Here is a 22,627-nt window from a genome sequence, read left to right as displayed (position 1 = left end):
GTCCTAGCTTCCCGCTTCCAGCGTCGTTTCGACTTGATTGAGCGGTGCGTGGACGAGGACCAGGTCCACGCGGCCGACCCGCAGCGTGTCGCCGGGAAGGAGCGTGGCCTTGTGCACGCGGCGGCCGTTGACGTAAGTGCCGTTCGTGCTCTGCAGATCCTCGATCTCGAGCTGACCCGTGGGCTGCGCGGTGAGACGGCAGTGCAGTCGCGAGACCATCGCCGCGTCGACGATGAAATCGGCGCGGACGGCGCGCCCGAGCGTCTTGATGGTGCCGGGCATGAGGCGGAAGGTCAGCGCAGGTTCATGCCCCTGCACGGTGCGAAGGATCCACATCTCGTGTGTGTCTGTCGCCTAGACTGCGGCCGCGGCCACCGGGGCCGGAAGCGGCGCCAGGCCCAGCTGTTCGCGCAGGCGCGGGGCGATGACCTCGCCCTTGTGGGTAACGAGGACCTCGCGAGTGATCTCGTCGGCCGGATCGATTACGAGGTCGCCCTGCTTGGTGCGAAGGTGGGCGAGCAGCGTCGTGAGGTTCTTGGCATACAGCTGGCTGGCGTGGAACGGCACGGTGGCCGGCAGGTTCGTCGGGCCGTGGATGGTCACGCCGTGGGCCACGATGGTCTCGTCGGCGACGGTCAACTCGCAATTGCCGCCACGTTCGGCGGCCAGGTCGACGATGACCGACCCTGGCGGCATGGAGGCGACCATGTCGGCCGTGATCAGCACGGGAGATTTCTTGCCCGGAATGGCGGCTGTCGTGATGACCACGTCACTATGGGCCACCACGCGCGCCATGGTCTCGCGCTGACGTCTGTAGAACGACTCGTCCTGCGCCGCGGCATACCCGCCCTGCCCCTCGGCGGCGGCGGTATCGAGCGGCAGTTCGACGAATTTCGCACCGAGACTCTCGATCTGCTCCTTGACGGCCGCGCGGACGTCATACGCCTCGATCTTGGCGCCAAGGCGCTTGGCTGTCGCGATCGCCTGCAACCCGGCCACACCCGCCCCGATCACGAAGACGCGCGCCGGCGAGATCGTGCCGGCGGCGGTCATCATCATCGGGAACATCCGGGGGAGGGTGGCGGCGGCCAGCAGCACCGCCTTGTAGCCGGCGATGTTGGCCATCGACGACAGGGCGTCCATGCTCTGCGCCCGGGTGATGCGCGGGATGAGCTCCATCGAGATGACCGTGGCGCCCCTGGCGGCCATGGCCCTGGCGGTCTCGGGGGCTCCGAGCGGGTCCGCAAAGCCAATCACGGTGTGCCTGGAACTCAGCCGTTCGACGTCGGCGGCGCCGTATGTGCCCGCCGCGGCCGCCGTTCGCACCTGCAGCAGGATGTCGGCCTGCGCGAAGACCTGGTCGCGGCTGACGAGCGTCGCGCCCGCGGCGGCATACGCGTCGTCCGGACAGCCGGCGCGGACCCCGGCGCCCTGCTCGACGAGCACCGCCGCGCCTGACTTGATGAGGGGGGCGACGCTGGCAGGGACGAGGGCGACCCGGTCTTCGCCGGGCACCAGTTCGCGCGGGACCCCAATCACCATCGCGCGATTGTACTGGAGAGAAAAGGAGAAAGGGCGAAAAGGGCGAAAAGGGCCAAAAGACAGAATCGAAGGGGAAAGGGCGAGGAAAGTGCAAGGGAGACAAGGATCGAAGAAGGCGTTACACCGTAAGCGGTGCGCGTGGGGATCTTTCGATCGTCGTCGGCGTTCTAGGCGCGTCTTGAGGCCTACCTTTGTTGCTTTGTCCCTCACATTGGACACCTGTAGCCGATCCAGCTGCCTTCGACTCTGCCTTTTTGCCCTTTTTGTCCTTTTCGCCCTTTTGCCTTTCCCAGTCGCACCCCGTTAACCATTGGAGATCGTTTTCCGTTGTTAGAGGCAGGTCGACGCCTCCGTTCGATGGCCGTAGCCCAGTGGGACGAAGCGATCTTGTGGCGCCGTAGCCCGATGCGCGTCAGCGGGCTTGTCGCGCCGTCGCCGCGAAGCGGCGAAGGCGGGTGAACTCCCGGCCGAGGCGCTCCGTCCAAGTACAGCGTTCGGCACAGGCGGCCACTCGGGCCACTGCGGAGAGATTTTGATGACCAAGATGAACAAGCGGCTTGGAATGCTCACGCTCGGGGCGCTCGTCGCCGGCGGCGGGCTCTACGTCTGGTCGGGGATGAACCCGGCCAAGGCGACCTTCGAGCCGTCACGGCTGGCGACGGTCGAGCAGGACACGATGGTCCGCTCGGTGGTAGCTACGGGCAAGGTCGAGCCGATCTCGAAGGTCGAGATCAAGTCGAAGGCCAACGGAATCATCGAGCGCCTGCACTTCGACGTCGGCGACGTCGTCAAGGCCGGCGACATTCTCGTCGAGCTCGACAAGGAGAACCTCCTCGCGCAGGTGCGGGAAGCGAGCGCCAACGTCCAGGCCGCCGACGCGGCGCTGCTGGCCGCGAAGGCGCAGCTCGAGAAGAACAAGTTCGAGGCCGAGGGTCCGGACGTCGAGTACGCCAAGCGTGCGGCGAAGCGGGCCGAGGATCTCGCCGCCCAGAAGCTCGTGGCCCAGTCGGAATTCGACACCGCCCAGAGTGCGTATGAACTGGCGATGAACCGCCAGAAGGTCGCCAAGGGACAGCTGGTCGTGGCGCAGGCGAAGGTGTCGGAAGCTGCGGCCCAGGTGGCGCAGGCGCGCGCCAACCTCGAGCGGTCCGAAGAGCAGCTTCGCAACGCGACCATCCGTGCGCCTATTGCCGGCATGGTGCTGACCCGCGACATCGAGATCGGCAGCCCGGTCTCGTCGATCCTCAACCTCGGCGCCAACGCGACGCTGGTGATGACGCTCGGCGACATCAAGGAAGTGTTCGTGCGCGGCAAGGTGGACGAGGCCGACATCGGCCAGGTCAGGTACGAGCAGCACGCGCGCATCAGCGTCGAGACCTTCAAGGACAAGAAGTTCGACGGCCGCGTGACGCTCATCTCGCCGATGGGCGCCGAGAAGGACAACGTCACGACGTTCGAGGTGAAGGTCTCGATCGACAATCCCGGCAACGAACTGAAGGCGAACATGACGGCCAACGCCGAGATCATCCTCGAGGAGCGGCCGAACTCGCTGATCGTGCCCGAGGCGGCGATCAGCTACGACGCGGAGCGCAAGGCGTCGGTGGACCTGTTCGATCCGAACGAGCCGACGGGACGTCGCAAGGTGCAGGTCAAGGTGGGCATCAGCAATGGCACCCGCGCCCAGTTGCTCGAGGGCGTGAAGAAGGGCGACCGCGTCATCCTTCCGGCCTAGGCCATGAAGGAATCGTTCCTGCAGGCGCTCGACAACCTCCGGGCCAACAAGCTCCGGAGTTTCCTCACGATGTTCGGCATCATGTGGGGCATCGTATCGATCGTCGTCCTCTCGGCGATGGGCGAGGGTTTCCAGCGCGGTAACGAGGCGGTGTTGCGCGAGTTCGGCCGCAACATGAGCATCGTCTGGGCATCGCGCACCACGATGCAGGCCGGGGGCGAACGCGCTGGCCGTCTCCTCAACCTGACGGCCGACGATGCCCGCGCGATCAAGACGCAGGGCCGCCTCGTGAGTATGGTGAGCCCGGAGATCCAGCGCGGCACGAAGGTCAAGAGCGCGTACAACGAGGCCGCGGTCACGGTACACGGCGTCGAACCGCCCTACATGTTCATGCGCACGATCGAGGTCGATCGCGGCCGTCAGCTCAACTGGTCCGACGAGGAGAATGAGAGCCAGGTCGGTGTCATCGGCTGGGAGATGAGCAAGCAGCTGTTCGGCGATCGCGAGCCGGTGGGCGAGCAGGTGCTCGTCAACGGCACGCCGTTCAAGATCGTCGGGCGCATCCGGCGCAAGGATCAGGACAGCAACTACAGCGGGCCCGACAACAACAAGCTGTTCATCCCGTTTGCCGTGATGTCGAAGTACTTCCCGCGGCCCGACGCGCCGGCGGGCAGCCTGAGCCAGTTGATCGTCATGCCGCGCCAGGAAGTCGTCGACAGCCTCGAAAGCACACTGACGTCACGCACCGGCCGCGTCGCGGACATCGACTGGCCGCTCCAGCGGGAGATCCGGGAGATCCTCGCGCGCCGCAAGGAGTTCAACCCGGAGGACCGCTACGCCATCAGCGTGTGGGACACCTCGCTGCAGACGATGTTCTTCGACCGCATGATCTCGGCGATGGCCGCGTTCTTCCGCGTCGTCGGGCTCGTGACACTCGCGCTCGGTGGCATCGGCGTCATGAACATCATGTTGATTGCCGTCCGGGATCGCACGCGCGAAATCGGCGTGCGCAAGGCGCTCGGCGCCACCACCGCGGCGATTCAGCGGCAGTTCTTCCTTGAAGGCTTCTTCCTGACAATGATCAGCGGCGGTCTCGGGATGCTGATCGGCGTCGGGCTGTGTACGGCGGTCAATGTGTACGCCACGTTGCCGATTCGCTTTTCCGGAATGGTCATCACCTGGTCCAATGCGCTGCTCGCCCTGGGTTCGTTGGTCGTGATCGGCGTCGTCTCGTCCACGCTGCCTGCCCGCAAAGCGGCACAGTTGCCGCCGACCGAAGCCCTCCGCTACGAGATGTGAGTCCGCGATGACACCACCAGACATTGCTGCTCTCGATTCTGCGCTGCCGGTGACCTCGGCACCACGCGTGCGAGGCGGCGCCCGCACGATCCAGATGTGCAAGGAGGTCGTGCGTGAGGCTGCTTATGGCGTCTCCCGCAACAGACTGCGCGCCGGGCTCTCGATGCTCGGCATTTCATGGGGCATTGTGTCGGTGGTGATGTTACTCGCCTATGGCAACGGCTTCCAGGATGCTTTGATGGTCGGCTTCCGAAACGCCTTCGGCGAGGGCGTGGCCGTCATCTGGCCCGGCCAGACGAGCATGCAGGCCGGCGGTCAGCGCGCCGGCCGCCGCATCCGGCTGAAGCCCGAGGACGTGGCGCTGATGTCCGAATTGCCGATGGTCAAGATGGCGAGTCCGGAGTACATCAACCGGCTGCCGATGACCTATGCCGACAAGTCGAACACGTACGCGATCCGTGGCGTCAATGTCGCCTACGGCGCGATGCGCGGTGAACGGCCTGGCAACGGGCAGGGCCGGTGGCTGAGCGATGAAGACGTCGCCGACCGTCGCCGCGTCGTCTTCCTGGGCTACGAAGTCGCGCGCAAGCTGTTCGGCGCCCAGCAGGCTGTGGGCCAGACCGTTCGCATCGCCAACCGCCCGTTCGAAGTCGTCGGCGTCATGGAGGACAAGGTCCAGATGTCCTCGTACTTCTCCCCCGACAAGTACTGTGCATTCATCCCGTGGACGACGATGGGAGAACTGCAGGACACGACCTACGTGGCCACGCTCGTCTTCCAGACGATGAACCCGATGCAGCAGGAGAAGGCACTGCGTCAGGTGCGGGAAGTCCTTGCCAAGAAGTATCGGTTCCAGGCCGCCGACGAGCGCGCCATCAACATCAACGACTCGGTCGAGAACATGGCCACGATCAACGGCATCACCAATGGCCTGAAGGTGGTGCTCACCTTCATCGGCGTGCTGACGCTGACGATTGGCGGCGTCGGGATCATGAACATCATGTTCGTGTCGGTCACCGAGCGCACGCGCGAGATCGGCATTCGCAAGGCCCTCGGCGCTCGCCGCCGCGAGATCCTGATGCAGTTCCTCGTGGAGGCGTTCTTCATCACGTTCCTCGGTGGCGCCACAGGCGTGGCGGCCTCCTGGGTCATGGTGTGGATGTTCAGCCCGCGGCCCTTCCTGGCCGAGTTGCTCGACGACATGACGCGTCAGACCGACATCCACCTGGTGCTGTCGCTTGAACTGCTCGGCATCTGTACGGCGATCCTGATGGTCGTCGGCATCATCGCGGGCCTGCTACCCGCGCTGCGCGCCTCGCGCATGGACCCGATCGAGGCGCTACGGTACGAGTAACGCTTAACGCCTGACGCCTAACGCTCAGCGAGGCAGTTGCTTCAACCAGTCAGAGATCTGGGTGGCGACGAGAGGGCTGACCTTCTCGGCCGACAGACTCCCGTACTCCGCGATGTCGCCGGTCTTTGCCGGCACCAGCAGGTGGTTGATGCCGGGCACGATGGTCAGGGTCCCGGGCCCCTTCTTGCGTTTCGCCGCCAGGCCGTTGAGCAGTTCCGCGTTCGCGACCGGCACCTGCCTGTCCAGGGCGCCGTGCATGATCAGGAGCGGCTGGTCCACCTTCCTGACCACGGGCTCGGGATCCCATTGCAGGACGCTCCGGAACCACGCCGTATCGGCCTGCTTGCGCGTAGCCTCCGGGACGCCCTCCCAGCCCTGTCCGGTGAGCACCGCATTCATGATCTGCTTCTGCAGTTCGACGCGACGTTGCTTCTCGTCGTCGCCGATCGTGAGCCCGTCGAGGGCCTGGCGCTGCTGCTCGAGCACCAGATCGGTGCCCTTCGTACCGGGCGCCGCGAGTGTCACCACCGCCTTGATGTCCTCGGCGCGGGTCGCGGCAATGAGGGCCACGGCGCCGCCCTCGCTGTGGCCGACGACGTAGACGCGACGGCCGTCGACGTCCTTCTGCTTGCGCAGCCAGCCGACGACGCTCAGGACGTCGTCGGCGTAGTCGGCCAGGGTTGCCGACTCGGCGCGGCCACCGCTCTGGCCCACGCCACGCTTGTCGTACCGCACGACGAGGTAGCCGGCGTCCGCCAGTTGTCCAGCGAGCTGGCCCATCACCGGGATGCCATGGGCGATGGTGTCGCGATCGATGTTGCCCGAGCCGCCGACGAGGACGATGGCCGGCAGTTTCTCGATGTTCTTGTCCTTCTTTCCGGGGGCGGCCTTGCCCGCCGGCCGCGAAATCGTCGCGCCCAGGCTGAACCCGACCGCGGGAACGAGCAGGGTCTGGTCGTTCTCCCTGAATTCCTTGACCTCACGCGTGAAGACGCTCGTGAGGTCTTCCCGCACCACGTCGACGCCGGCGGCCGCGATCGAATAGCGGATCAGCCTGCCGGTAGCCTTCTCGGCCCAGAGCATCAGCACCATCGGTGTGCCGGCGTTGTCGAAGTCGAGCACGTGCCGTCGCACCTCGTACATGCCAGCCGCCGTCTGCAAGCGCTCGTCGGCGACGGCCGAAAGCGTTGCCACTACCTGCGCCTGCGGCACGACGTAGAGCGGCACCGTGGACCCGGCCGCCATCGTGACGACGCGATAGGCAAGGCCCTGGGCGGCGGCAAAGACGTTGTTGGGGAGGAAGACGGCATTGCTCGCGACATCGTGGGTGAGCTGGCTGGCCGTTTCCCCCTGGGTGACCTTGCTGGTCGCCTTGCCATCGGCCACGACCGTCGCGATCGCCACGGTTTGATCCTTGAGGCGTGCTTCGGTGCGCATGCGCAGCGGCGCGCCGGACGGGCCGTACACGAATTCGGCGGAGCGCAGCACATAGCCGCCGCCCGCGATCCCCCCGGACGATCGGATGGTCGTCCCGGAGGCGTCGCGCACCACCGTGACCTGCTCGGACCCGACGTTGCGCCCCTGCACCACGATCCGGTAGGCGGCGGTCCAGCGCTCGTCCGGTGCGGCCTGGGCCATGGCCGGAGCACTACGGAGCAGCAAGGCGACGAGTACGGGGAGCCACGTACAATGGCGAAGGACTGCTCGCATTTGCTCAGGATATCAGCCCGGGAATGGCCGTGACCTTCGACACCGAGTACCGCACGGTCCATGAGGACGCCGTGTGGGCGGACCGCAGCACGCGCGACGCGCGCCTCGAGGTGCGCGGTCCCGACGCCACCGACTGGCTCCAGGGCCTGCTCACCCAGGACGTCAAGGGACTCCAGCCCGGGCAAGGCACCTATGCCGCCTACCTGACGCCGCAAGGCCGCATGATCGCGGATGTGCGCGTCTTCCGCCGGGACGACACGTACGTGCTCGAGACGGCCGCCAGCGCACGGGCGTCGCTCCTGGCGCGTCTCGATCAGTTCGTGATCATGGAAGACGTCACGGTCACCGACGTCACCGAGACCCTGGGTTGCCTCACCGTGCTGGGACCGGCGGCGGCTGCGTCCGCCTCCGCCTGCACGGGAGCCGCGCTCGCCACGCTCGGCGCGCTCCCCGAACACGCCCATCTCGCCGTCGGGGTGCCGGGAGCCCTCGTTGCCGCCTCCCGGGAATTCGGCGTCCCGGCGTTCGACCTGTTTGCGCCGCAGGAGAGCCTCGGCATCTGGCGGACGTGGCTCCAGGCGCGCGTCCCGCTGGCCAGCGAACGTCTGCTCGAGACAGTGAGGATCGAGGCCGGCCGGCCTCGTTACGGCGTGGACATGCATGAGGACACCATCCCCCTCGAAGCCGGCATCGAGTCACGCGGCATCAGCTTCGACAAGGGCTGCTACGTCGGACAGGAAGTCGTGATTCGGATCCTGCATCGCGGCGGCGGACGCGTCGCCCGTCGCCTGGTCTGGGTAGAGCACACGCCGCACGCGCAGGACGGCGCGGTGTGGAGCGGCGGCGAAAGTGTCCATCTCGGTGATCGTGTCGTCGGGCATGTCACCAGCGCGTGCTGGTCGCCAGCGCGCGGTGGTCTGCTTGCGATGGCGATGCTGCACCGCGACGCCACCGAACCGGGCGCGCTCGTCCGCATCGGCGCCGACGAGGCGACCGTCCGGAAACTCCCCTGATGCGCGACGTCGTGGTCAGCGCCGCGGTGATCGAACGTGACGATGCGTTCCTGTTGACACGGAGAGCCGTGGACACGCACCTGGGAGGCCGGTGGGAGTTTCCCGGGGGGAAGGCCGAGGCCGGCGAGACCCTCGACGCGACGCTGGTCCGCGAGATTCGCGAGGAACTCGGCTGCGGTGTCGAAGTGGGGCCGCTGCTGTTGACCACACGGCATGCCTATCCAGACGTGCATGTCGAACTGCATTTTTTCTCGGCGCGCCTTGTCGGTGAGCCACTCCCGCAACTGGGCCAGGAAATGCGATGGGTCGCTCGCGACGCACTCGAGGCGCTGTACCTCCCTGAAGCGGACGCGGACCTGGTGGCGATGCTGACGGCAACGGATCGTGCTCCTGAGGTACACGAATGACCGTCTCTCGTGACGTGACACGGATCGAAGCCTTCAGCGATGCTGTCTTCGGCTTCGCACTCACCCTGCTGGTCGTGTCGCTCGAGGTGCCACGCACCTACGACGACATGATGGGCACCGTGCGTGCGCTGCCCGCCTTCGCAGCTTCGTTCGCGATCCTCCTGCTGATCTGGCAGGAGCATCACAACTTCTTCCGGCGCTACGGGATCCACGATGGCGTCACGATCTGGATGAACGGCCTGCTGCTGTTCGTGGTGCTCTTCTACGTGTTCCCGCTCAAGTTCCTGATGACGATGCTGGTGGGGCCGCATGGGGTGATGTTCGGTGGCCGGCCGGAAGCCGTGACGGGCGAACAGATGCCGAGCCTGATGTCGATGTACGGCATCGGCTTCGTCGCGGTCTTCCTGCTGCTGGCGGCGTTGCACTGGCGGGCGCGCCGTTTCCTGCGCGTCGAGAGCGACGGCAGCGTCGACCTCCAGCAACTTGACGTCCACCTCGGCGCATGTCTGGTCTACGTCGTCATCGGCCTGAGTTCGGTGGCGCTGGCACGCGTGCCGGCGATCTGGGCGCCGGCGGCCGCCGGCTTCACCTACGCCCTGATCGGGCCGGCCCATTTTGTGTATCACCGGTTCATGGCGCCGCGACCGGGCAGCAGCGCGGTGTGAATCGGCGTGCCGCCGACCGACACGTACCTGCCGGCTCCGCCGACCTGAAGGTCGGCGGCTACAGTCGCCGGCGGAGCCGTCGCAATCGGGCCGGACGTCGCCACTGCTCCGTCCCGTCGATCTGGAGGCTTTCTCCAGCGGAAGATGGGCTGTGGACGTCGACCTTCAGGTCGACGCTACGAGCGCTTGACCTTCACATCGACGCGGTCGAGGCGATGAATGGGCTGTAGACGTCGACCTTTAGGTCGACGCGCCGTTGCGATAGGCGCAACGCTTCCGCATCGGACAGTAGAGGCACTGCGGCTTGCGCGCGGTGCAAACCGTCGCACCGAAGTCCATGAGCGCCTGGTTGAAATCGAACACGTGCTTGTGCGGGAGCACGGCCCGCGACAACTCCCACAGATGCTTCAGCATCGCGTGCGACTTGGGCTCACCCTCGCCCACGAACACGCGAAACAGGACCCGGGCGACGTTGGTGTCGAGGATCGCGGCGCGCTTGCCGAACGCGAAGCTCATGACCGCCCCGGCCGTGTAGGCGCCGATGCCCTTGAACGACAGCAGCGTGGCCTCGTCGGACGGCAACTGACCGCCGTGGTTGGAAACCGCCTCGCGGGCGATGGACTGCAGGCGCCGCGGACGGATGTTGTAGCCGAGCGGTCGCCATGTCTGCACCACGTCGTCCTCGGCCGCCGCGGCCAGGGCCTCGAACGACGGGTACTTGCCCAGCCACTCGTGATACTTGGGCAACACGCGGTCGACCTGCGTCTGCTGCAGCATGATCTCGGAGACGAGGATGTGGTACGGATCGCGCGTGCGGCGCCAGGGAAGGTCGCGCCCCTGGGCCCTGTACCAGGCCAGCAGCGTGGTACGGAATCGTCGTCTGGCGGGCGCGTCGGGCAGCGGCAACAGCGGCCCGGTCTTGCGTGGCACGGCACCAATGTAATGCCTAATGCCTCATGCCTAGTGCCTGATGCTTAACGTCAAAGGCCAAAAGGCCATCGCTGACAGGGGCTAGGCATGAGGCATCAGGCATCAGGCATCAGGCATCAAGCATCAAGCATGACCCTCGAGCAGGCCTATGCGCGGTGCCAGCAGGTGGCGACGGCGCACTACGAGAACTTTCCGGTGGCGTCGCGGCTGCTGCCGGGACAGATGCGGCCGCACGTCGCCGCGGTCTATGCGTTTGCCCGTGCCGCCGACGATTTCGCCGACGAGGGCGACATTCCCCAGGCGCGGCGGCTCGAGTGGATCGAGCAGTGGCGTGTGTTGCGCCAGCGACCCCCTGCCTCGATGACCGCGGCGACCGGAGTGGGCCAGGTTCCGGCCGAGGACGTCCGAGCCACCTTCATCGCGGTGCACGACACCATCACACGCTGCCGTATAGATCCACAGTTGTTCGACGACCTGCTCTCCGCGTTCGCACAGGACGTGACCACGACGCGTTACGAAACCTGGGACTCGGTCCTCGACTACTGTCGCCGGTCCGCCAACCCGGTGGGACGCCTGGTGCTGGGGATCGCCGGCGTGCGCGACGAGGAATCGGCGCGGCAGTCGGATGCCGTGTGCACCGCGCTCCAGCTCGCCAACTTCTGGCAGGACCTTGGAGACGACTGGCGGACCCGGAATCGACTCTACGTGCCCTCGGAGCTGCTGCATGAGTACGGCGCGGACCTGCATGCCCTCGATGGCGGGGGCGTGGACGCGGCGTGGGCGCGCGTGATCGATGAGCTCGGCGCAAGGACGAACGCGCTCTTCGATGAGGGCCGGCCGGTCTGCGATGCCGTGCACGGCCGGCTGCGCTACGAACTCCGGGCGACGTGGCTTGGAGGCACGACCATCCTGCGCAAGACCCTCGAGGTACGTCGCCGATCGCTCCACGAGCGTCCGGTGCTGACGTGGGCTGACCTCATGCGTATCGCGATCGGGGCGATCCGGTGGCGATCAGGGTAGGGCCCGTTCTCCGAACGGGGCCCCAATCATTGCCACGGTGAAGGCCGGGCTCGGAGAGCCGGCCCTACCATCCCCGCAGGTTGCTAGAATCGATCCCGTCACTGTGGGTCGCGACACCAACTTCGCCTTATCGTTCCTGGCCCTGTCCGCCGATCGCCGAGAAGCAATTACGGCCGTCTGGGACTTCTGCCGGGCCGTGGACGATGAGGTGGACGAGCACGAGGAGCGGCCGCTGGCGGAGCGCGCGGCGGGACTGCAACGCTGGCGCGAGGAAGTGACCGCCTGCTTCGATGGTGGTCGTCCGCGCACACCGCAGGGGGACGCGCTGCAACGAGTGGTCCGCCGCTTTCCCGTACAACGGTTGCCGTTCGAGCAACTGATCGACGGCTGCGCGATGGACCTCGAGCCGACGCGTTTTGCCACCTTCTGCGACCTGCGGGCCTACTGCTACAAGGTCGCGTCCACGGTCGGCCTCATCTGCATCGAGATCTTCGGCTACCGGAATCCCGGCACCCGCCGCTACGCCGAGGAACTCGGCCTGGCCCTCCAGTTGACCAACATCCTTCGCGACGTCCCTTCCGATCTGGCCCGCGGCCGCCTGTACCTGCCGCTCGACGAGCTTGCGGCGCACGGCGTGACCGAAGGCGACCTGAGGGCGGGGCGACTGACGCCGGCGATTTCGGCTTTGCTCGAACGGCAGGCCCTGCGCGCCCGCGAGCAGTTCGCTCGCGCCGAGGCCGCGTTGCCACCAGAAGATGCGCGACGGCTCGTGGCGGCCCGCATCATGGGCGCGATCTATCGCGATCTGCTGACCCGCATCGCCGCGCGGGAGTACGACGTGTTCGCGGGACGCGTGCGCGTTCCCGGGTTCCACAAGGCCCGACTCGCCCTGGGCACGTGGATGCGCACCATGGCCTCCTCGTCCGCGTCGGGTGGGCTGCGCGTCGCAAAATGACGTCGCCAGACGTGATCGTCATCGGGGCAGGCTGCGCCGGCCTGGCCGCCGCGAGCGCATTGGCCGAGCGCGGCGCGCGGGTGCTCGTGCTCGAGGCCCGGGGCCAGCTCGGGGGTCGCGCCACCGCCTTCCTCGATCGTGAATCCGGCGAATACGTCGACAACGGCCAGCACGTCCTGATGGGCTGCTACCACGAGACCCGACGCTATCTGGCTCGGGTCGGTGCCGCCGACGCCGTGCAGTTCCAGAAGCGGCTCGCCTTCACGTGCGTCGACAAGCACGGCGCGATCAGCCGCCTCGAGTGCCCGGACTGGCGCCCGCCCTTGCATCTGGCTGGCGGCCTGCTGCGATGGAAGGCCCTGTCCTGGGCCGATCGCCTCGCGGCGACGCGCATCACGGGTGGCCTCAAGGCCGCCAGGCGAGTGATCACGCACGGAGAGCCGGTTCCGGTGCAGCCTGGCGAAACGGTTGCGGCCTGGCTCGCACGCAACGGACAGACGCCGCGGCTGATCGCACTGCTGTGGGAGCCGCTCGCCATCGCCGCCCTCAACCAGTCGGCCGCGCAGGCACTGGCCGAGCCGTTCGTGCGGGTTCTCGGGCAGATCTTCAGCGACGACAGGTCCGATGCGGCCCTCGGCGTGCCGGCCCGTCCGCTCCATCAGGTGTTCGGCGAGCCGGCGCGCGCGTATCTCGAGGCCCGCGGCGGCCAGATCAAGCTCGATGCGCTGTCGCGCGTCGTCGTCGCGGGCGACCGCGTCGGATATGTGGACACGCGAGGCACGTCGGTCCGCGCGGCGAACGTGATCGTGGCGGTGCCGTGGTTCGGGTTGGCCGGAGTGCTTCGGGGCAGCGAGCAGGGCGCGCTTGGCGAGCTCGTCGCCCGGGAGGCCACCCGCGCGTCCTCGTCCATCGTGTCCGTGAATCTGTGGCTGGAGCGTGGAACGATGCCATCGCCGTTCGTCGGCCTGCCGGAGCGCACGTTCCAGTGGATGTTCGACAAGCGCTGGGCGTTCGGGGAGACGGCGTCGCACTTCACGCTGGTCGCCAGCGACGCAGACGCCGTGCTGCGCCAAAGCAACGATGAACTGGCCGACCTTGCGCTGGCGGAAGCGCGTGACGCGTTACCGGACCTCCGCCAGGCGAAAGTCCAGCGTATCAGGGTCGTGCGTGAGCCGAACGCGACGTTCTCGCTGGCCGCTGGCGAGCCGCCGAGGCCTGGCACCCGGACCGCCGTGGATGGCCTCCTGCTGGCAGGTGACTGGACCGCCACCGGCCTGCCGGCAACGATCGAAGGCGCCGTCGTGTCGGGCCACGCCGCGGCTGCCGCAGTCGCCTGAGGCCCCTCGCGCTACAATTCGACGGGGCCGCGTGGCCCGCGCTTTTTCACGTTTCAGGAACATTCATGACCGCCACCTCCATGCCCACGTCCGAGATCCACGCGCTGCTTGGCGCCGAAGCCGAAGCCCTCCTCACCTATGAGGCGAAGGGCTTCTCGAAGGACACGCTGCACCTGCCGGGTCCCGATTACATCGACCGGGTCTTCGCGCACAGTGATCGCTCGCCGAGTGTCCTGCGTAACTACGCGCACATCCTCGGGTCGGGCCGCCTGGCTGGCACCGGCTATCTGTCGATCTTCCCGGTGGACCAGGGCGTCGAGCACTCGGCCGGGTCGAGCTTCGCGATCAACCCCGTCTACTTCGACCCCGAGAACATCGTCAGGCTCGCCTACGAAGGCGGTTGCAACTGCGTGACGTCGACGCTTGGCGTGCTCGGATCGGTGGCGCGCAAGTGGGCGCACAAGATCCCGTTCATGGTGAAGTTGAACCACAACGAGTTCCTGAGCTACCCCAATCGTTACGACCAGGTGATGTTCGCGTCGGTCGAGCAGGCCTTCGAGATGGGCGCGATCGCCGTCGGCGCTACCGTCTACTTCGGTTCGGAGGAATCGACGCGGCAGATCCAGGAAGTGAGCGCCGCATTCGCGCGCGCCCACGAACTCGGGATGCTGACGGTGCTCTGGTGCTACACGCGCAACCCCGCGTTCAAGACCAAGGACGTCGACTACCACGTCTCGGCCGACCTCTCGGGCCAGGCCAACCACCTCGGCGTGACGATCGGGGCCGACATCATCAAGCAGAAGATGCCGGAGAACAACGGCGGCTATACGGCGCTCAAGTTCGGCAAGACGCACCCTCTGGTGTACAGCGACCTCATCCCGGGCGACCACCCGATCGAGATGACGCGCTACCAGCTCGCGAACTGCTACATGGGCCGCATCGGCCTGATCAACTCAGGGGGAGCGAGCACGTCCAACGACTTCGCAGAGTCGGTCCGTACGGCGGTGGTCAACAAGCGCGCCGGCGGCATGGGCCTGATCCTCGGGCGTCGCGCCTTCCAGCGGCCGTTTGCCGACGGCGTCAAGTTGCTCAACGCGCTCCAGGACGTCTACCTGGACAAATCGATCACGATTGCGTAACGACTGACGGATCACGCCTCCGTTGGTAGGGACGGCTCTCCGAGCCGTCCGTCACCGAGAGGGATGTGGCCCTTACGGTGAGGAGATGGCCCGCTCGGAGAGCGGGCCTTACCCCAACCTCGATATGTCCATTCTCAAAGTCGCCCGCATGGGCCACCCGGTGTTGCGCAGCCGCGCGCGTGCCCTCGATCCGTCAGAGGTGCGTGCGGCGGTGATGCAGAAGTTCATCGACGACATGATGGACACGATGCTCGAGTACGAGGGCATCGGCCTTGCCGCCCCGCAGGTACACGAGGGCGTCCGTGTCTTCGTGGCTGGCATCGACGATGGCCAGGGCAAGCTGAGGGTGATTCCGTTCGTCAACCCGGTGATCACGCCGCTGTCGGAGACCAAGGCGGACGACTGGGAAGGTTGCCTGAGCATTCCCGACATCCGCGGCCGCGTGCCTCGTTTCACGCACGTCCGCATCGAGGCGCTCGACCGCAAGGGCAAGCCGTTCCAACTCGAACTCAAGGATTTCCCGGCGCGCGTCGTCCAGCACGAGACCGACCACCTGGACGGGGTGCTGTTCTTCGACCGGATGGCGAAGTTCGATACGCTCACCTACCTCGACGAGTACTCGCGCTACCACCGCAGTGCCAAGGACGACGAAGAGGAGGACGCGTAACCGTGCCCTATCACGCCGAGGTCCTGCTCGACAGCGTCAACCCCACCGGGCAGCGCCTCATCACGTTCGTGCTCCGGTTCCCGCGGTTCGTCCTGTCGGAGTTCAACACCCACCGGATGTTCTCGCGCAATGCGTCGAGTTCGCGGGCGATCCCGACGACGAGGCTGATGCAGCAATTGCGCGAGGATCCGGTCCTCCCCGTCGAATGGGGCCGCAATCAGTCCGGCATGCAGGCGCACGAGGTGCTTGATGCCGATGCCGCGCGAGCTGCGGAGGCGGCGTGGCTGGGCGCGCGCGACGCCGCCCTGGCGCACGCCGAACAGCTCCGCACGACCGGTGTACACAAGCAGATCGTCAATCGCGTCCTCGAGCCGTGGATGTGGGCGAGCGTGATCGTGTCGGCGACGACCTACGACAACTTCTTCACGCTTCGCTGTCACCCGGACGCCCAGCCGGAGATCAAGCGGCTGGCCGACCTGATGCGTGCCGCGTACGAGGCGTCCACGCCAGAGCCCCGCGAGACCGGTGAATGGCACCTGCCGTTCGTGGGCGTCGACGATGGCGATTTGTCGATCGAGGAGCGCAAGCAGGTGTCGGTGGCGCGGTGCGCGCGTGTGAGCTATCTCACGCATGTCGGTACCCGCGACATCGCCGCCGACAAGGTCCTGCACCAGCGTTTGCTCGACGCCGGCCATTGGTCGCCGTTTGAGCACGTCGCCGTGGCGGCGTCGGGCGAGGCGCGGTTCAACAACTTCACCGGCTGGCAGGCGTATCGTCACCAGATGGAGCAGGCCAGGGTCCTCGTCATGAGCGAAGTCGCACCCGCGTGAGCAGCCACGCTTTCAAGTTCGCGACGACGATTCGCGTCCGCTGGGGTGATTGCGATGCCTTCGGGCACGTCAACAACGCCAGCTACCTCTCGTACTTCGAGGAAGCGCGCATCGATTACTGGAAGGCGGTCGTGCCCGACGTGCCGTTCACGGGCATGGCCATCGTGCACGCCAGCGTGGACTTCCGCGGACAGGCGTATCCGGGCGACGTGCTGACGATTCGCGCCGCCGTGACCGAGCTGCGCAGGACGAGCTTCTGGGCCGCCTACGAAGTGCTGCGTGGCGACGCGGTGATGGCGACGGGCCGATCCGCCCAGGTGTTCTTCGATTACGCGTCGCAGAAGCCGGCGCTGATCCCGGACGCGTTCCGAGACCGCATCGCCGCATACGAGGGGATTCCGCTGACGAACGCCGAACGTCGAACGCCGAACGCCGAACAGACCACGTCAAACGACGAACGCACAACGCCGAACGCCAACACGTAGCCGCCGGACTTGTCCGGCGGTCGCCGCCGCGCGTCGGACAAGTCCGGCGCCTACCTTAGAGAGACGCCCTTGCCAGACGACATTCAGCCCGGACACGTAGGGTGGGTCGACCTCACCGTCGAGAACGCCACCGAGGTACGCGACTTCTACCGGGCCGTCGTCGGCTGGGACTATCGCGAGGTAGACATGGACGGCGGCTACGCCGACTTCGCGATGACCAACCTCGAGGGTCGCGACGTCACGGGCATCTGCCACGCTCGCGGCGTCAACGAGGGACTGCCGGCGCAGTGGCTGGTCTACTTCATCGTGATGGACCTGCAGTTTGCGGTCGACGAGGCGGTCGGCCGCGGCGGCGAGCTGCTGCGCGAGCCGACCGACATGGGGGCCGGGCAGTTCGCGGTAATCCGGGATCCGGCAGGGGCGGTCTGTGCGCTTTTCCAGCCGGCAGAACCCAGCGCGACGCAGCCCTGAGTCTTCGACGACTGCAGTGAATAGTCTGCAACTCTTTTCAAGAGAGCTACTTACGGAGAGTGCATGTGATAACGCACTTTTTCGCTTGACGGCTTTGTGAAAGATTTCACATAATGCGTCTCAAGCTGAGGGTCGACGGGCATCCGTTCAAAAACCTTCAAACCCTCTTGGAAGCGACCTCTTCCGAAAGGGACGGTGAGCCTTCGCAGTTTCAGGCCCGCCTGGTCAAGTTCTTCCTCGTAGTCTTCCTCCTTACAGTGCCCGGCGCCCTCAGCTTTCTCCTCAGCGCCGAGGCACTCCCAGAATTTCAGCAGTTCAGAATTTCACCATCACCGCAGCAAGCGACGGTTGGCGGTGGCGCGGAGATTGTGAAATTCCTGCAATTCTGAAATTGTGCTGTTCCCCATGCGATACACGCGCCTGACGGCCGCGCACGACTCGGCGTACTCGCGTGGCTCGGTGCATGCCTACCTGCTGCACGGCGAGGTGCCGACGCTGGTGGACGCGCCGACGTCCGACGCAGCGTTCCTTGACGAACTCGAGGCTGCGCTGAATGCGGCGGGTGACGGCCCCCTTGCGCAGGTCATCGTGACGCATGCCCATCCCGACCACATCGACGGTGCGGTCGCCGTGCATGCGCGGTGGCCGGCCACCGTGTTCCGCAAGCGTGCGCCGCTGCCGCAAGAGGACGGCATCGACTGGCAGGTGATCGAGAAGGAGCCGATGCTCGCTGCCGGCGATAGCGAGTTGTGGGTGCTCCACACGCCGGGGCATGCGCCGGACCACTCGTGCCTGTTCGACGTGCACGGCGGCACGTTGATCGGAGGCGACCTGGCGATCAACGGATCCACGGTTGCCATTCCAGCCGACTACGGCGGGAGCCTGCGAGAGTACCTGCAGTCGTTGCGGGCGGTGCTCGAACTGCAGCCGCGGGTGATCCTCCCGAGCCACGGCGATCCGATTCTGCAGCCGGCCTCTCTGCTCCGCGGTTACCTGTCCCACCGCCTGGCGCGGGAGCAACAGGTGCTCGAATGCCTGGCCGCCGGCATCGACACCGCCGACGCCATCGTCGACCGGCTGTATGCTGCCACCGCCGACGCGCTGAAGCCCGCCGCGCGGCAGAACGTGATCGCGCACCTCCGCAAGCTCGCCGAGGATGGTCGCGTCGAGTCCGCGGGCGAGGCCTGGCGCCTCCGGAGTACCTGATGCTGCTCTATTGCACCGACATTGGTCTCGTCCTCGTCACGGGAGGCCGTTCGCTGCGCCTCGCCGACCTCACGTGGGACGAACTCCTGCAGGATCGGGCGCCGCTCGCGCGACTGTCGGCGCATGCCGGCACGGCGCAGGAGGTGGACGGCGCCATACCGCAGGTGCTGCTGGCGCCCATCGGATCGCAGGACGTGTGGGCCGCCGGCGTGACGTACTACCGCAGCCGGGATGCGCGGATGGACGAAGCGCGGGAGAGCGGAGGCTCGACGTTCTACGACCGCGTGTACGAGGCCGATCGCCCCGAGCTGTTCTTCAAGTCCACCGCACCACGCGTCGTGGCGCCGGGCGGAGTCGTGCGCGTACGTCGGGACTCGCACTGGTCGGTCCCCGAACCGGAACTGGTACTGGTGATCAATGCGGCCGGTGCCGTGGTCGGATACACGATCGGCAACGACATGAGCGCGCGCGACATCGAGGGCGAGAACCCGCTGTACCTGCCGCAGGCAAAGGTCTACGACGGCAGTTGCTCGATCGGGCCGGCCGTGCTCTTCACGGAGGATGCCCTGCCGGCGACGACGGCGATTCGCCTGAGCATCATGCGTGGTGGCCAGCTCGCATTCGAGGGGGAGACGACCACCGGCCAGATCAAGCGAGGCTTCGACGAGCTCGCCGACTGGCTGTGTCGCGAGTCCACCTTTCCCGTCGGCTGCTATCTCTTCACGGGAACCGGGATCGTGCCGCCAGACGCCTTCACGCTCGCAAGCGGAGACGAGGTGGCGATCGCCATCGATGGCATTGGCACGCTAACCAACACGGTTGGGTAATGCCGCGATGCCGCGATGCCGAATGCTGCGCATTGCATCAGGCATGAGGCATGAGGCATGAGGCATCAGGCATCAGGCATCACGTCGTCGCTTCCTCGATGTGCTTGGCACTGCCGGCGCGCGTGACTGTGATCAACGCCTCCATGTGGCCAAGGTAGCGATCGAGGGCGACGCGACCGGCGCGTGTGAGCGAGTACTCGCTGCGAGGGAGGCGACCTTCGAACGTCTTGGTACAGCTGATGTAGCCCGCATCCTCCAGCTTGCGCGCGTGCACGCTCAGGTTGCCGTCGGTCGTGCGCAGCAATGTCTTCAGGTCGTTGAACGACAGCTTGTCCTGCACGGCCAGAGAGCTGACGATCGCGAGACGCAGTCGCTCGTGGATCAGCTTGTCGAGGTTCAGTGGAGACGACGGGTCCGCATGCGAATCGATCGACCGGACACGCGGTCGAAAGCCTCGCAGACGGCCGACAGGCACATCGTCCTGCGTCCGTAGGCGTTCAGTCATGGGCACCTGGCGGAAAGGGCCGCCACGTGCATCCTACGCCCGGCCTTCTCCCGCCTCAAGCCAATTGGCCCCGGCACCCCGGCAGCCCCGTACAATGGCGGCCATGGCAAACGACCCCGAGGGCTATGCCAATCCCCAGTTGCTCGCGACCCCGTCCGAACTCGCGAATGCGCTCGCGAGCGCCGACACGCCGCTGCTGCTCGACCTCAGGCCGGCCGAGGAATACGCGGCCGGACACCTGCCGGGCGCGGTGCATCTCGACCTGTTCGGCATCAGCCTGATCGATACCGATCCGGCGCCGTTGCGGGCCTTCCTGTGGATTCTGGAGCACCTGCTGGCTTCGCGTGGCGTGGACGCATCGCGACACGTCGTGGTCTACGACGAGAAGTCGGGCATGCGAGCCGCACGCGCGTTCTGGGCGCTCGAGTACTTCGGCCATGAGCACACGCGCCTGCTGGACGGCGGCTTCGGCGCGTGGCAGGCCGAAGGCCACCCGATCAGCACCGACCCGGTTGTGCCCACGTCCACGTCGTGGACGGGCGCTGCGACCGAGGATCGCCTTGGCACCTACCGGGATGTCCTGGATCGGCTCGACAAGAGTGATGCCGTCATCCTCGATACGCGCTCCGACGGTGAGTACCGCGGCACCACCGTGCGTGCTGCCCGCGGCGGCTGCATTCCTGGTGCGGTCCATGTCGAGTGGACGACGAACCTGCGCCCCGACGGGTCGTTCAAGCGCGCCGACCAACTGCGCGAGATGTACACGGCCGCCGGCGTGACGCCGGACAAGGAAGTGCTGACCTATTGCCAGGGCGGCTACCGCGCTGCACATGGCTACCTGGCGCTGCGCCTGCTCGGCTACCCGCGCGTGCGCAACTACGTCGGCTCGTGGAAGGAATGGGGCGATCGGCTCGAGCTGCCAATAACGCTAATGCCTAACGCCTAACGCTTGACGCTCAACGCCAGGGCCCGAAGGCCGATGGCCGAATGACGAAGGCCGATCAATGAACAAGATCCTCGACCACATCCAGACGCACCGCGACGACTACATCCAGCAACTGAAGGGGTTCCTTGCGATCCCCAGCATCAGCGCGCTGCCCGACCACGCGCCCGACGTGCGTCGCTGCGGCGAGTGGTGCGTCGCCGAATTGCAGCGCATCGGCCTGAACAACGTCGCGCTGCACGAGACGCCCGGTCATCCGATCGTATACGGCGAGTGGCTCGGCGCTCCAGGCGCGCCGACAATGCTGTTCTACGGGCATTACGACGTGCAGCCGGTCGACCCGCTGGACCTGTGGGAGACGCCGCCGTTCGAGGCCACTGTCCGCGAGGGCGCGATTTACGCGCGCGGCTCGGCCGACGACAAGGGACAGATCTTCATGCACCTCAAGGCCATCGAGGCGACGCTGGCACAAGCCGGGGCGTTGCCGATCAACGTCAAGGTGATGCTCGAGGGCGAGGAGGAAGTCGGCAGCGTGAATCTGGACAACTTCATCGCTGCCAACAAGGATCTCCTGAAGGCCGACGTCGTCGTGATCTCGGACTCGCCGATGTTCGATCGTGACGTGCCGTCGATCTGCTACGGGCTGCGCGGCCTCGCCTACTTCCAGGTCGACGTGCGCGGCAGCAGCACCGACCTGCACTCCGGCTCGTATGGCGGCGCCGTGGCCAACCCCGCGATCGTGCTGACGCAGATGCTGGCGCAGATGAAGGACAAGGGCGGGCGCATCAAGATCCCCGGTTTCTACGACGCGGTCGTGGACGTCACCGAAGCGGAGAAGAAGGAGTTCTCGCGGTTGCCGTTCAACGAGAAGCGGTGGGCCCGCGAGATCGGGCTGCCAAAGCCCTTCGGCGAAAGCGGCTACTCGACGCTCGAGCGCAAATGGGCGCGTCCGACGTTCGAGATCAACGGCCTGCTGGCCGGCTTCACCGGCGAGGGCGCGAAGACCGTGATTCCGGCCAGGGCCATGGCCAAGGTCAGCATGCGCCTCGTGCCGAACCAGGATCCGCAGACGATCGGCAAGCTCTTCGAGGACTACATGAAGAAGCTCGCGCCCAAGTCGGTGGAAGTGACCGTCACCCACATGCACGGCGGCAAGCCATGGACGACGGGGTTCGACAACGACTGGGTGCAGGCGGCGGGCCGGGCGATCGAGAAGGGCTTCGGACGCAAGCCGGTGTTCGTGCGCGAGGGAGGATCGATCCCCGTCGTGTCCACGTTCCAGGAGGTGCTCGGCCTGCCGAGCGTGCTTTTCGGCATCGGCCTGCCTGGCGAGAACGCGCACGCGCCCAACGAGTGGCTGGATCTTGGCAACTTCCACAACGGCGTGCTCGCCGCCGCGTACCTGTACGACGAGTTGTCGCGGGTCGCGCGCTGACGTCACACGCGACACGTCGAATAGTGGTAGGGACGCCTCTCCGAGGCGTCCATCGTCCCTCCGAGGCGTCCATCGCCTTCGCTGCGTCTTGCCTCTTGTGAACTGCGATGGAGTGGCGATGGACCGCTCGAAGAGAGCACAGGAGATGGACCGCT

At 66.5% G+C, this 22,627-nt stretch carries 24 protein-coding genes; 19 read left to right on the top strand and 5 right to left on the bottom strand.

The annotated features are described in order from the left end of the window. Positions 1-3: 3 nt before the first annotated feature. A complete protein-coding gene (locus LuPra_RS29960; protein WP_110174174.1) occupies positions 4-336 on the bottom strand; it encodes an FHA domain-containing protein in 333 nt (110 codons plus the stop codon). Positions 337-354: 18 nt separating this feature from the next. After that, positions 355-1,542: a Re/Si-specific NAD(P)(+) transhydrogenase subunit alpha gene (locus LuPra_RS29955; RefSeq protein ID WP_110174173.1), complete on the bottom strand. Its 1,188-nt coding sequence runs from the start codon at positions 1,540-1,542 to the stop codon at positions 355-357. Positions 1,543-2,077: 535 nt separating this feature from the next. Between LuPra_RS29955 and LuPra_RS29950 the strand changes: the two genes are divergently transcribed. From LuPra_RS29950 to LuPra_RS29940, 3 genes are read left to right on the top strand one after another with little or no spacing between them, the layout of a single operon-like run. Then, positions 2,078-3,274 carry an efflux RND transporter periplasmic adaptor subunit gene (locus tag LuPra_RS29950; protein WP_110174172.1) on the top strand — a complete coding sequence of 399 codons (1,197 nt, stop codon included), beginning with the start codon at positions 2,078-2,080 and terminating at the stop codon, positions 3,272-3,274. Positions 3,275-3,277: 3 nt separating this feature from the next. Beyond that, positions 3,278-4,573 (top strand): ABC transporter permease, encoded by a 1,296-nt coding sequence (locus tag LuPra_RS29945; protein WP_110174171.1) that lies wholly within the window; start codon positions 3,278-3,280, stop codon positions 4,571-4,573. A 7-nt stretch (positions 4,574-4,580) separates the two neighbouring features. Beyond that, positions 4,581-5,927, top strand: a complete 1,347-nt coding sequence (locus LuPra_RS29940) for an ABC transporter permease (protein ID WP_110174170.1) — start codon at positions 4,581-4,583, stop codon at positions 5,925-5,927. A gap of 24 nt (positions 5,928-5,951) precedes the next feature. Here LuPra_RS29940 and LuPra_RS29935 read toward each other — a convergent pair whose 3' ends face one another. Next, positions 5,952-7,565, bottom strand: coding sequence for an alpha/beta hydrolase family protein (locus tag LuPra_RS29935; RefSeq protein WP_157899857.1), 1,614 nt, complete (start codon positions 7,563-7,565; stop codon positions 5,952-5,954). 95 nt (positions 7,566-7,660) lie between these two features. On the opposite strand from LuPra_RS29935, the gene ygfZ reads away from it, so the two are divergent. Genes ygfZ through LuPra_RS29920 form a run of 3 tightly spaced genes read left to right on the top strand, consistent with a single transcriptional unit; the run spans position 7,661 to position 9,722 of the window. Beyond that, complete coding sequence (gene ygfZ, locus LuPra_RS29930; protein WP_110174168.1) at positions 7,661-8,650, top strand: CAF17-like 4Fe-4S cluster assembly/insertion protein YgfZ; 990 nt, start codon at positions 7,661-7,663, stop codon at positions 8,648-8,650. Further along, complete coding sequence (locus LuPra_RS29925; RefSeq protein WP_110174167.1) at positions 8,650-9,057, top strand: (deoxy)nucleoside triphosphate pyrophosphohydrolase; 408 nt, start codon at positions 8,650-8,652, stop codon at positions 9,055-9,057. Before ygfZ ends, LuPra_RS29925 begins: the two co-directional genes overlap by 1 nt. Then, positions 9,054-9,722: a TMEM175 family protein gene (locus LuPra_RS29920; protein WP_110174166.1), complete on the top strand. Its 669-nt coding sequence runs from the start codon at positions 9,054-9,056 to the stop codon at positions 9,720-9,722. Before LuPra_RS29925 ends, LuPra_RS29920 begins: the two co-directional genes overlap by 4 nt. Positions 9,723-9,962: 240 nt before the next feature. On the opposite strand, the gene LuPra_RS29915 is transcribed toward LuPra_RS29920, so the two are convergent. Beyond that, positions 9,963-10,652, bottom strand: a complete 690-nt coding sequence (locus LuPra_RS29915; RefSeq protein WP_234800619.1) for an A/G-specific adenine glycosylase — start codon at positions 10,650-10,652, stop codon at positions 9,963-9,965. Between the two features lie 129 nt (positions 10,653-10,781). Here LuPra_RS29915 and hpnC point away from each other — a divergent pair, with 129 nt between their 5' ends. The 11 genes from hpnC to LuPra_RS29860 all read left to right on the top strand — a co-directional run bounded on the left by hpnC (position 10,782) and on the right by LuPra_RS29860 (position 19,589). Beyond that, on the top strand, positions 10,782-11,672 hold the full coding sequence (gene hpnC, locus LuPra_RS29910) for a squalene synthase HpnC (protein ID WP_157899856.1): 891 nt from the start codon (positions 10,782-10,784) through the stop codon (positions 11,670-11,672). A 37-nt stretch (positions 11,673-11,709) separates the two neighbouring features. Next, the gene (hpnD, locus tag LuPra_RS29905; RefSeq protein WP_234800618.1) at positions 11,710-12,627 is read left to right on the top strand and encodes a presqualene diphosphate synthase HpnD; all 918 of its coding nucleotides are present in this window, start codon (positions 11,710-11,712) and stop codon (positions 12,625-12,627) included. Further along, the gene (gene hpnE / locus LuPra_RS29900; protein WP_110174929.1) at positions 12,624-13,964 is read left to right on the top strand and encodes a hydroxysqualene dehydroxylase HpnE; all 1,341 of its coding nucleotides are present in this window, start codon (positions 12,624-12,626) and stop codon (positions 13,962-13,964) included. Before hpnD ends, hpnE begins: the two co-directional genes overlap by 4 nt. A 65-nt stretch (positions 13,965-14,029) precedes the next feature. Continuing rightward, a complete protein-coding gene (locus LuPra_RS29895; protein ID WP_110174164.1) occupies positions 14,030-15,103 on the top strand; it encodes a class I fructose-bisphosphate aldolase in 1,074 nt (357 codons plus the stop codon). 124 nt (positions 15,104-15,227) lie between these two features. Then, positions 15,228-15,770: a peptide deformylase gene (gene def, locus LuPra_RS29890; RefSeq protein WP_110174163.1), complete on the top strand. Its 543-nt coding sequence runs from the start codon at positions 15,228-15,230 to the stop codon at positions 15,768-15,770. Positions 15,771-15,772: 2 nt separating this feature from the next. Further along, complete coding sequence (locus tag LuPra_RS29885; protein ID WP_110174162.1) at positions 15,773-16,600, top strand: FAD-dependent thymidylate synthase; 828 nt, start codon at positions 15,773-15,775, stop codon at positions 16,598-16,600. Beyond that, positions 16,597-17,085 (top strand): acyl-CoA thioesterase, encoded by a 489-nt coding sequence (locus LuPra_RS32420; protein ID WP_157899855.1) that lies wholly within the window; start codon positions 16,597-16,599, stop codon positions 17,083-17,085. Before LuPra_RS29885 ends, LuPra_RS32420 begins: the two co-directional genes overlap by 4 nt. 69 nt (positions 17,086-17,154) lie before the next feature. Further along, positions 17,155-17,556 carry a VOC family protein gene (locus LuPra_RS29875; protein WP_234800617.1) on the top strand — a complete coding sequence of 134 codons (402 nt, stop codon included), beginning with the start codon at positions 17,155-17,157 and terminating at the stop codon, positions 17,554-17,556. Positions 17,557-17,669: 113 nt separating this feature from the next. Then, positions 17,670-17,945: a hypothetical protein gene (locus tag LuPra_RS29870; RefSeq protein ID WP_110174161.1), complete on the top strand. Its 276-nt coding sequence runs from the start codon at positions 17,670-17,672 to the stop codon at positions 17,943-17,945. A 16-nt stretch (positions 17,946-17,961) separates the two neighbouring features. After that, on the top strand, positions 17,962-18,762 hold the full coding sequence (locus LuPra_RS29865; protein ID WP_157899854.1) for an MBL fold metallo-hydrolase: 801 nt from the start codon (positions 17,962-17,964) through the stop codon (positions 18,760-18,762). Continuing rightward, positions 18,762-19,589, top strand: a complete 828-nt coding sequence (locus LuPra_RS29860; RefSeq protein ID WP_110174159.1) for a fumarylacetoacetate hydrolase family protein — start codon at positions 18,762-18,764, stop codon at positions 19,587-19,589. The genes LuPra_RS29865 and LuPra_RS29860 overlap by 1 nt, the downstream gene beginning before the upstream one ends. 79 nt (positions 19,590-19,668) lie before the next feature. On the opposite strand, the gene LuPra_RS29855 is transcribed toward LuPra_RS29860, so the two are convergent. Next, the gene (locus LuPra_RS29855; protein WP_110174158.1) at positions 19,669-20,094 is read right to left on the bottom strand and encodes a winged helix-turn-helix domain-containing protein; all 426 of its coding nucleotides are present in this window, start codon (positions 20,092-20,094) and stop codon (positions 19,669-19,671) included. A gap of 103 nt (positions 20,095-20,197) precedes the next feature. On the opposite strand from LuPra_RS29855, the gene LuPra_RS29850 reads away from it, so the two are divergent. Together LuPra_RS29850 and LuPra_RS29845 are read left to right on the top strand one after the other, a co-directional pair. Next, a complete protein-coding gene (locus LuPra_RS29850) occupies positions 20,198-21,040 on the top strand; it encodes a sulfurtransferase (RefSeq protein ID WP_162472861.1) in 843 nt (280 codons plus the stop codon). A 58-nt stretch (positions 21,041-21,098) separates the two neighbouring features. Continuing rightward, positions 21,099-22,472: a dipeptidase gene (locus LuPra_RS29845; RefSeq protein WP_110174156.1), complete on the top strand. Its 1,374-nt coding sequence runs from the start codon at positions 21,099-21,101 to the stop codon at positions 22,470-22,472. The last annotated feature ends 155 nt before the right edge of the window (positions 22,473-22,627 follow it).

Source organism: Luteitalea pratensis (genome assembly GCF_001618865.1).
In the GTDB taxonomy this organism is placed as follows: Bacteria; Acidobacteriota; Vicinamibacteria; order Vicinamibacterales; family Vicinamibacteraceae; genus Luteitalea; species Luteitalea pratensis.
Note: the sequence above shows the minus strand (reverse complement) of the source record. Positions and strands in the feature narration are given on the sequence as shown.

Coding starts and splice junctions, on each gene's coding strand:
- LuPra_RS29960 (WP_110174174.1), bottom strand. CDS start 336: ATGTGGATCCTTCGCACCGTGCAGGGGCATGAACCTGCGCTGACCTTC.
- LuPra_RS29955 (WP_110174173.1), bottom strand. CDS start 1,542: ATGGTGATTGGGGTCCCGCGCGAACTGGTGCCCGGCGAAGACCGGGTC.
- LuPra_RS29950 (WP_110174172.1), top strand. CDS start 2,078: ATGACCAAGATGAACAAGCGGCTTGGAATGCTCACGCTCGGGGCGCTC.
- LuPra_RS29945 (WP_110174171.1), top strand. CDS start 3,278: ATGAAGGAATCGTTCCTGCAGGCGCTCGACAACCTCCGGGCCAACAAG.
- LuPra_RS29940 (WP_110174170.1), top strand. CDS start 4,581: ATGACACCACCAGACATTGCTGCTCTCGATTCTGCGCTGCCGGTGACC.
- LuPra_RS29935 (WP_157899857.1), bottom strand. CDS start 7,565: ATGGCCCAGGCCGCACCGGACGAGCGCTGGACCGCCGCCTACCGGATC.
- ygfZ (WP_110174168.1), top strand. CDS start 7,661: ATGGCCGTGACCTTCGACACCGAGTACCGCACGGTCCATGAGGACGCC.
- LuPra_RS29925 (WP_110174167.1), top strand. CDS start 8,650: ATGCGCGACGTCGTGGTCAGCGCCGCGGTGATCGAACGTGACGATGCG.
- LuPra_RS29920 (WP_110174166.1), top strand. CDS start 9,054: ATGACCGTCTCTCGTGACGTGACACGGATCGAAGCCTTCAGCGATGCT.
- hpnC (WP_157899856.1), top strand. CDS start 10,782: ATGACCCTCGAGCAGGCCTATGCGCGGTGCCAGCAGGTGGCGACGGCG.
- hpnE (WP_110174929.1), top strand. CDS start 12,624: ATGACGTCGCCAGACGTGATCGTCATCGGGGCAGGCTGCGCCGGCCTG.
- LuPra_RS29895 (WP_110174164.1), top strand. CDS start 14,030: ATGACCGCCACCTCCATGCCCACGTCCGAGATCCACGCGCTGCTTGGC.
- def (WP_110174163.1), top strand. CDS start 15,228: ATGTCCATTCTCAAAGTCGCCCGCATGGGCCACCCGGTGTTGCGCAGC.
- LuPra_RS29870 (WP_110174161.1), top strand. CDS start 17,670: ATGCGTCTCAAGCTGAGGGTCGACGGGCATCCGTTCAAAAACCTTCAA.
- LuPra_RS29865 (WP_157899854.1), top strand. CDS start 17,962: ATGCGATACACGCGCCTGACGGCCGCGCACGACTCGGCGTACTCGCGT.
- LuPra_RS29860 (WP_110174159.1), top strand. CDS start 18,762: ATGCTGCTCTATTGCACCGACATTGGTCTCGTCCTCGTCACGGGAGGC.
- LuPra_RS29855 (WP_110174158.1), bottom strand. CDS start 20,094: ATGACTGAACGCCTACGGACGCAGGACGATGTGCCTGTCGGCCGTCTG.
- LuPra_RS29850 (WP_162472861.1), top strand. CDS start 20,198: ATGGCAAACGACCCCGAGGGCTATGCCAATCCCCAGTTGCTCGCGACC.
- LuPra_RS29845 (WP_110174156.1), top strand. CDS start 21,099: ATGAACAAGATCCTCGACCACATCCAGACGCACCGCGACGACTACATC.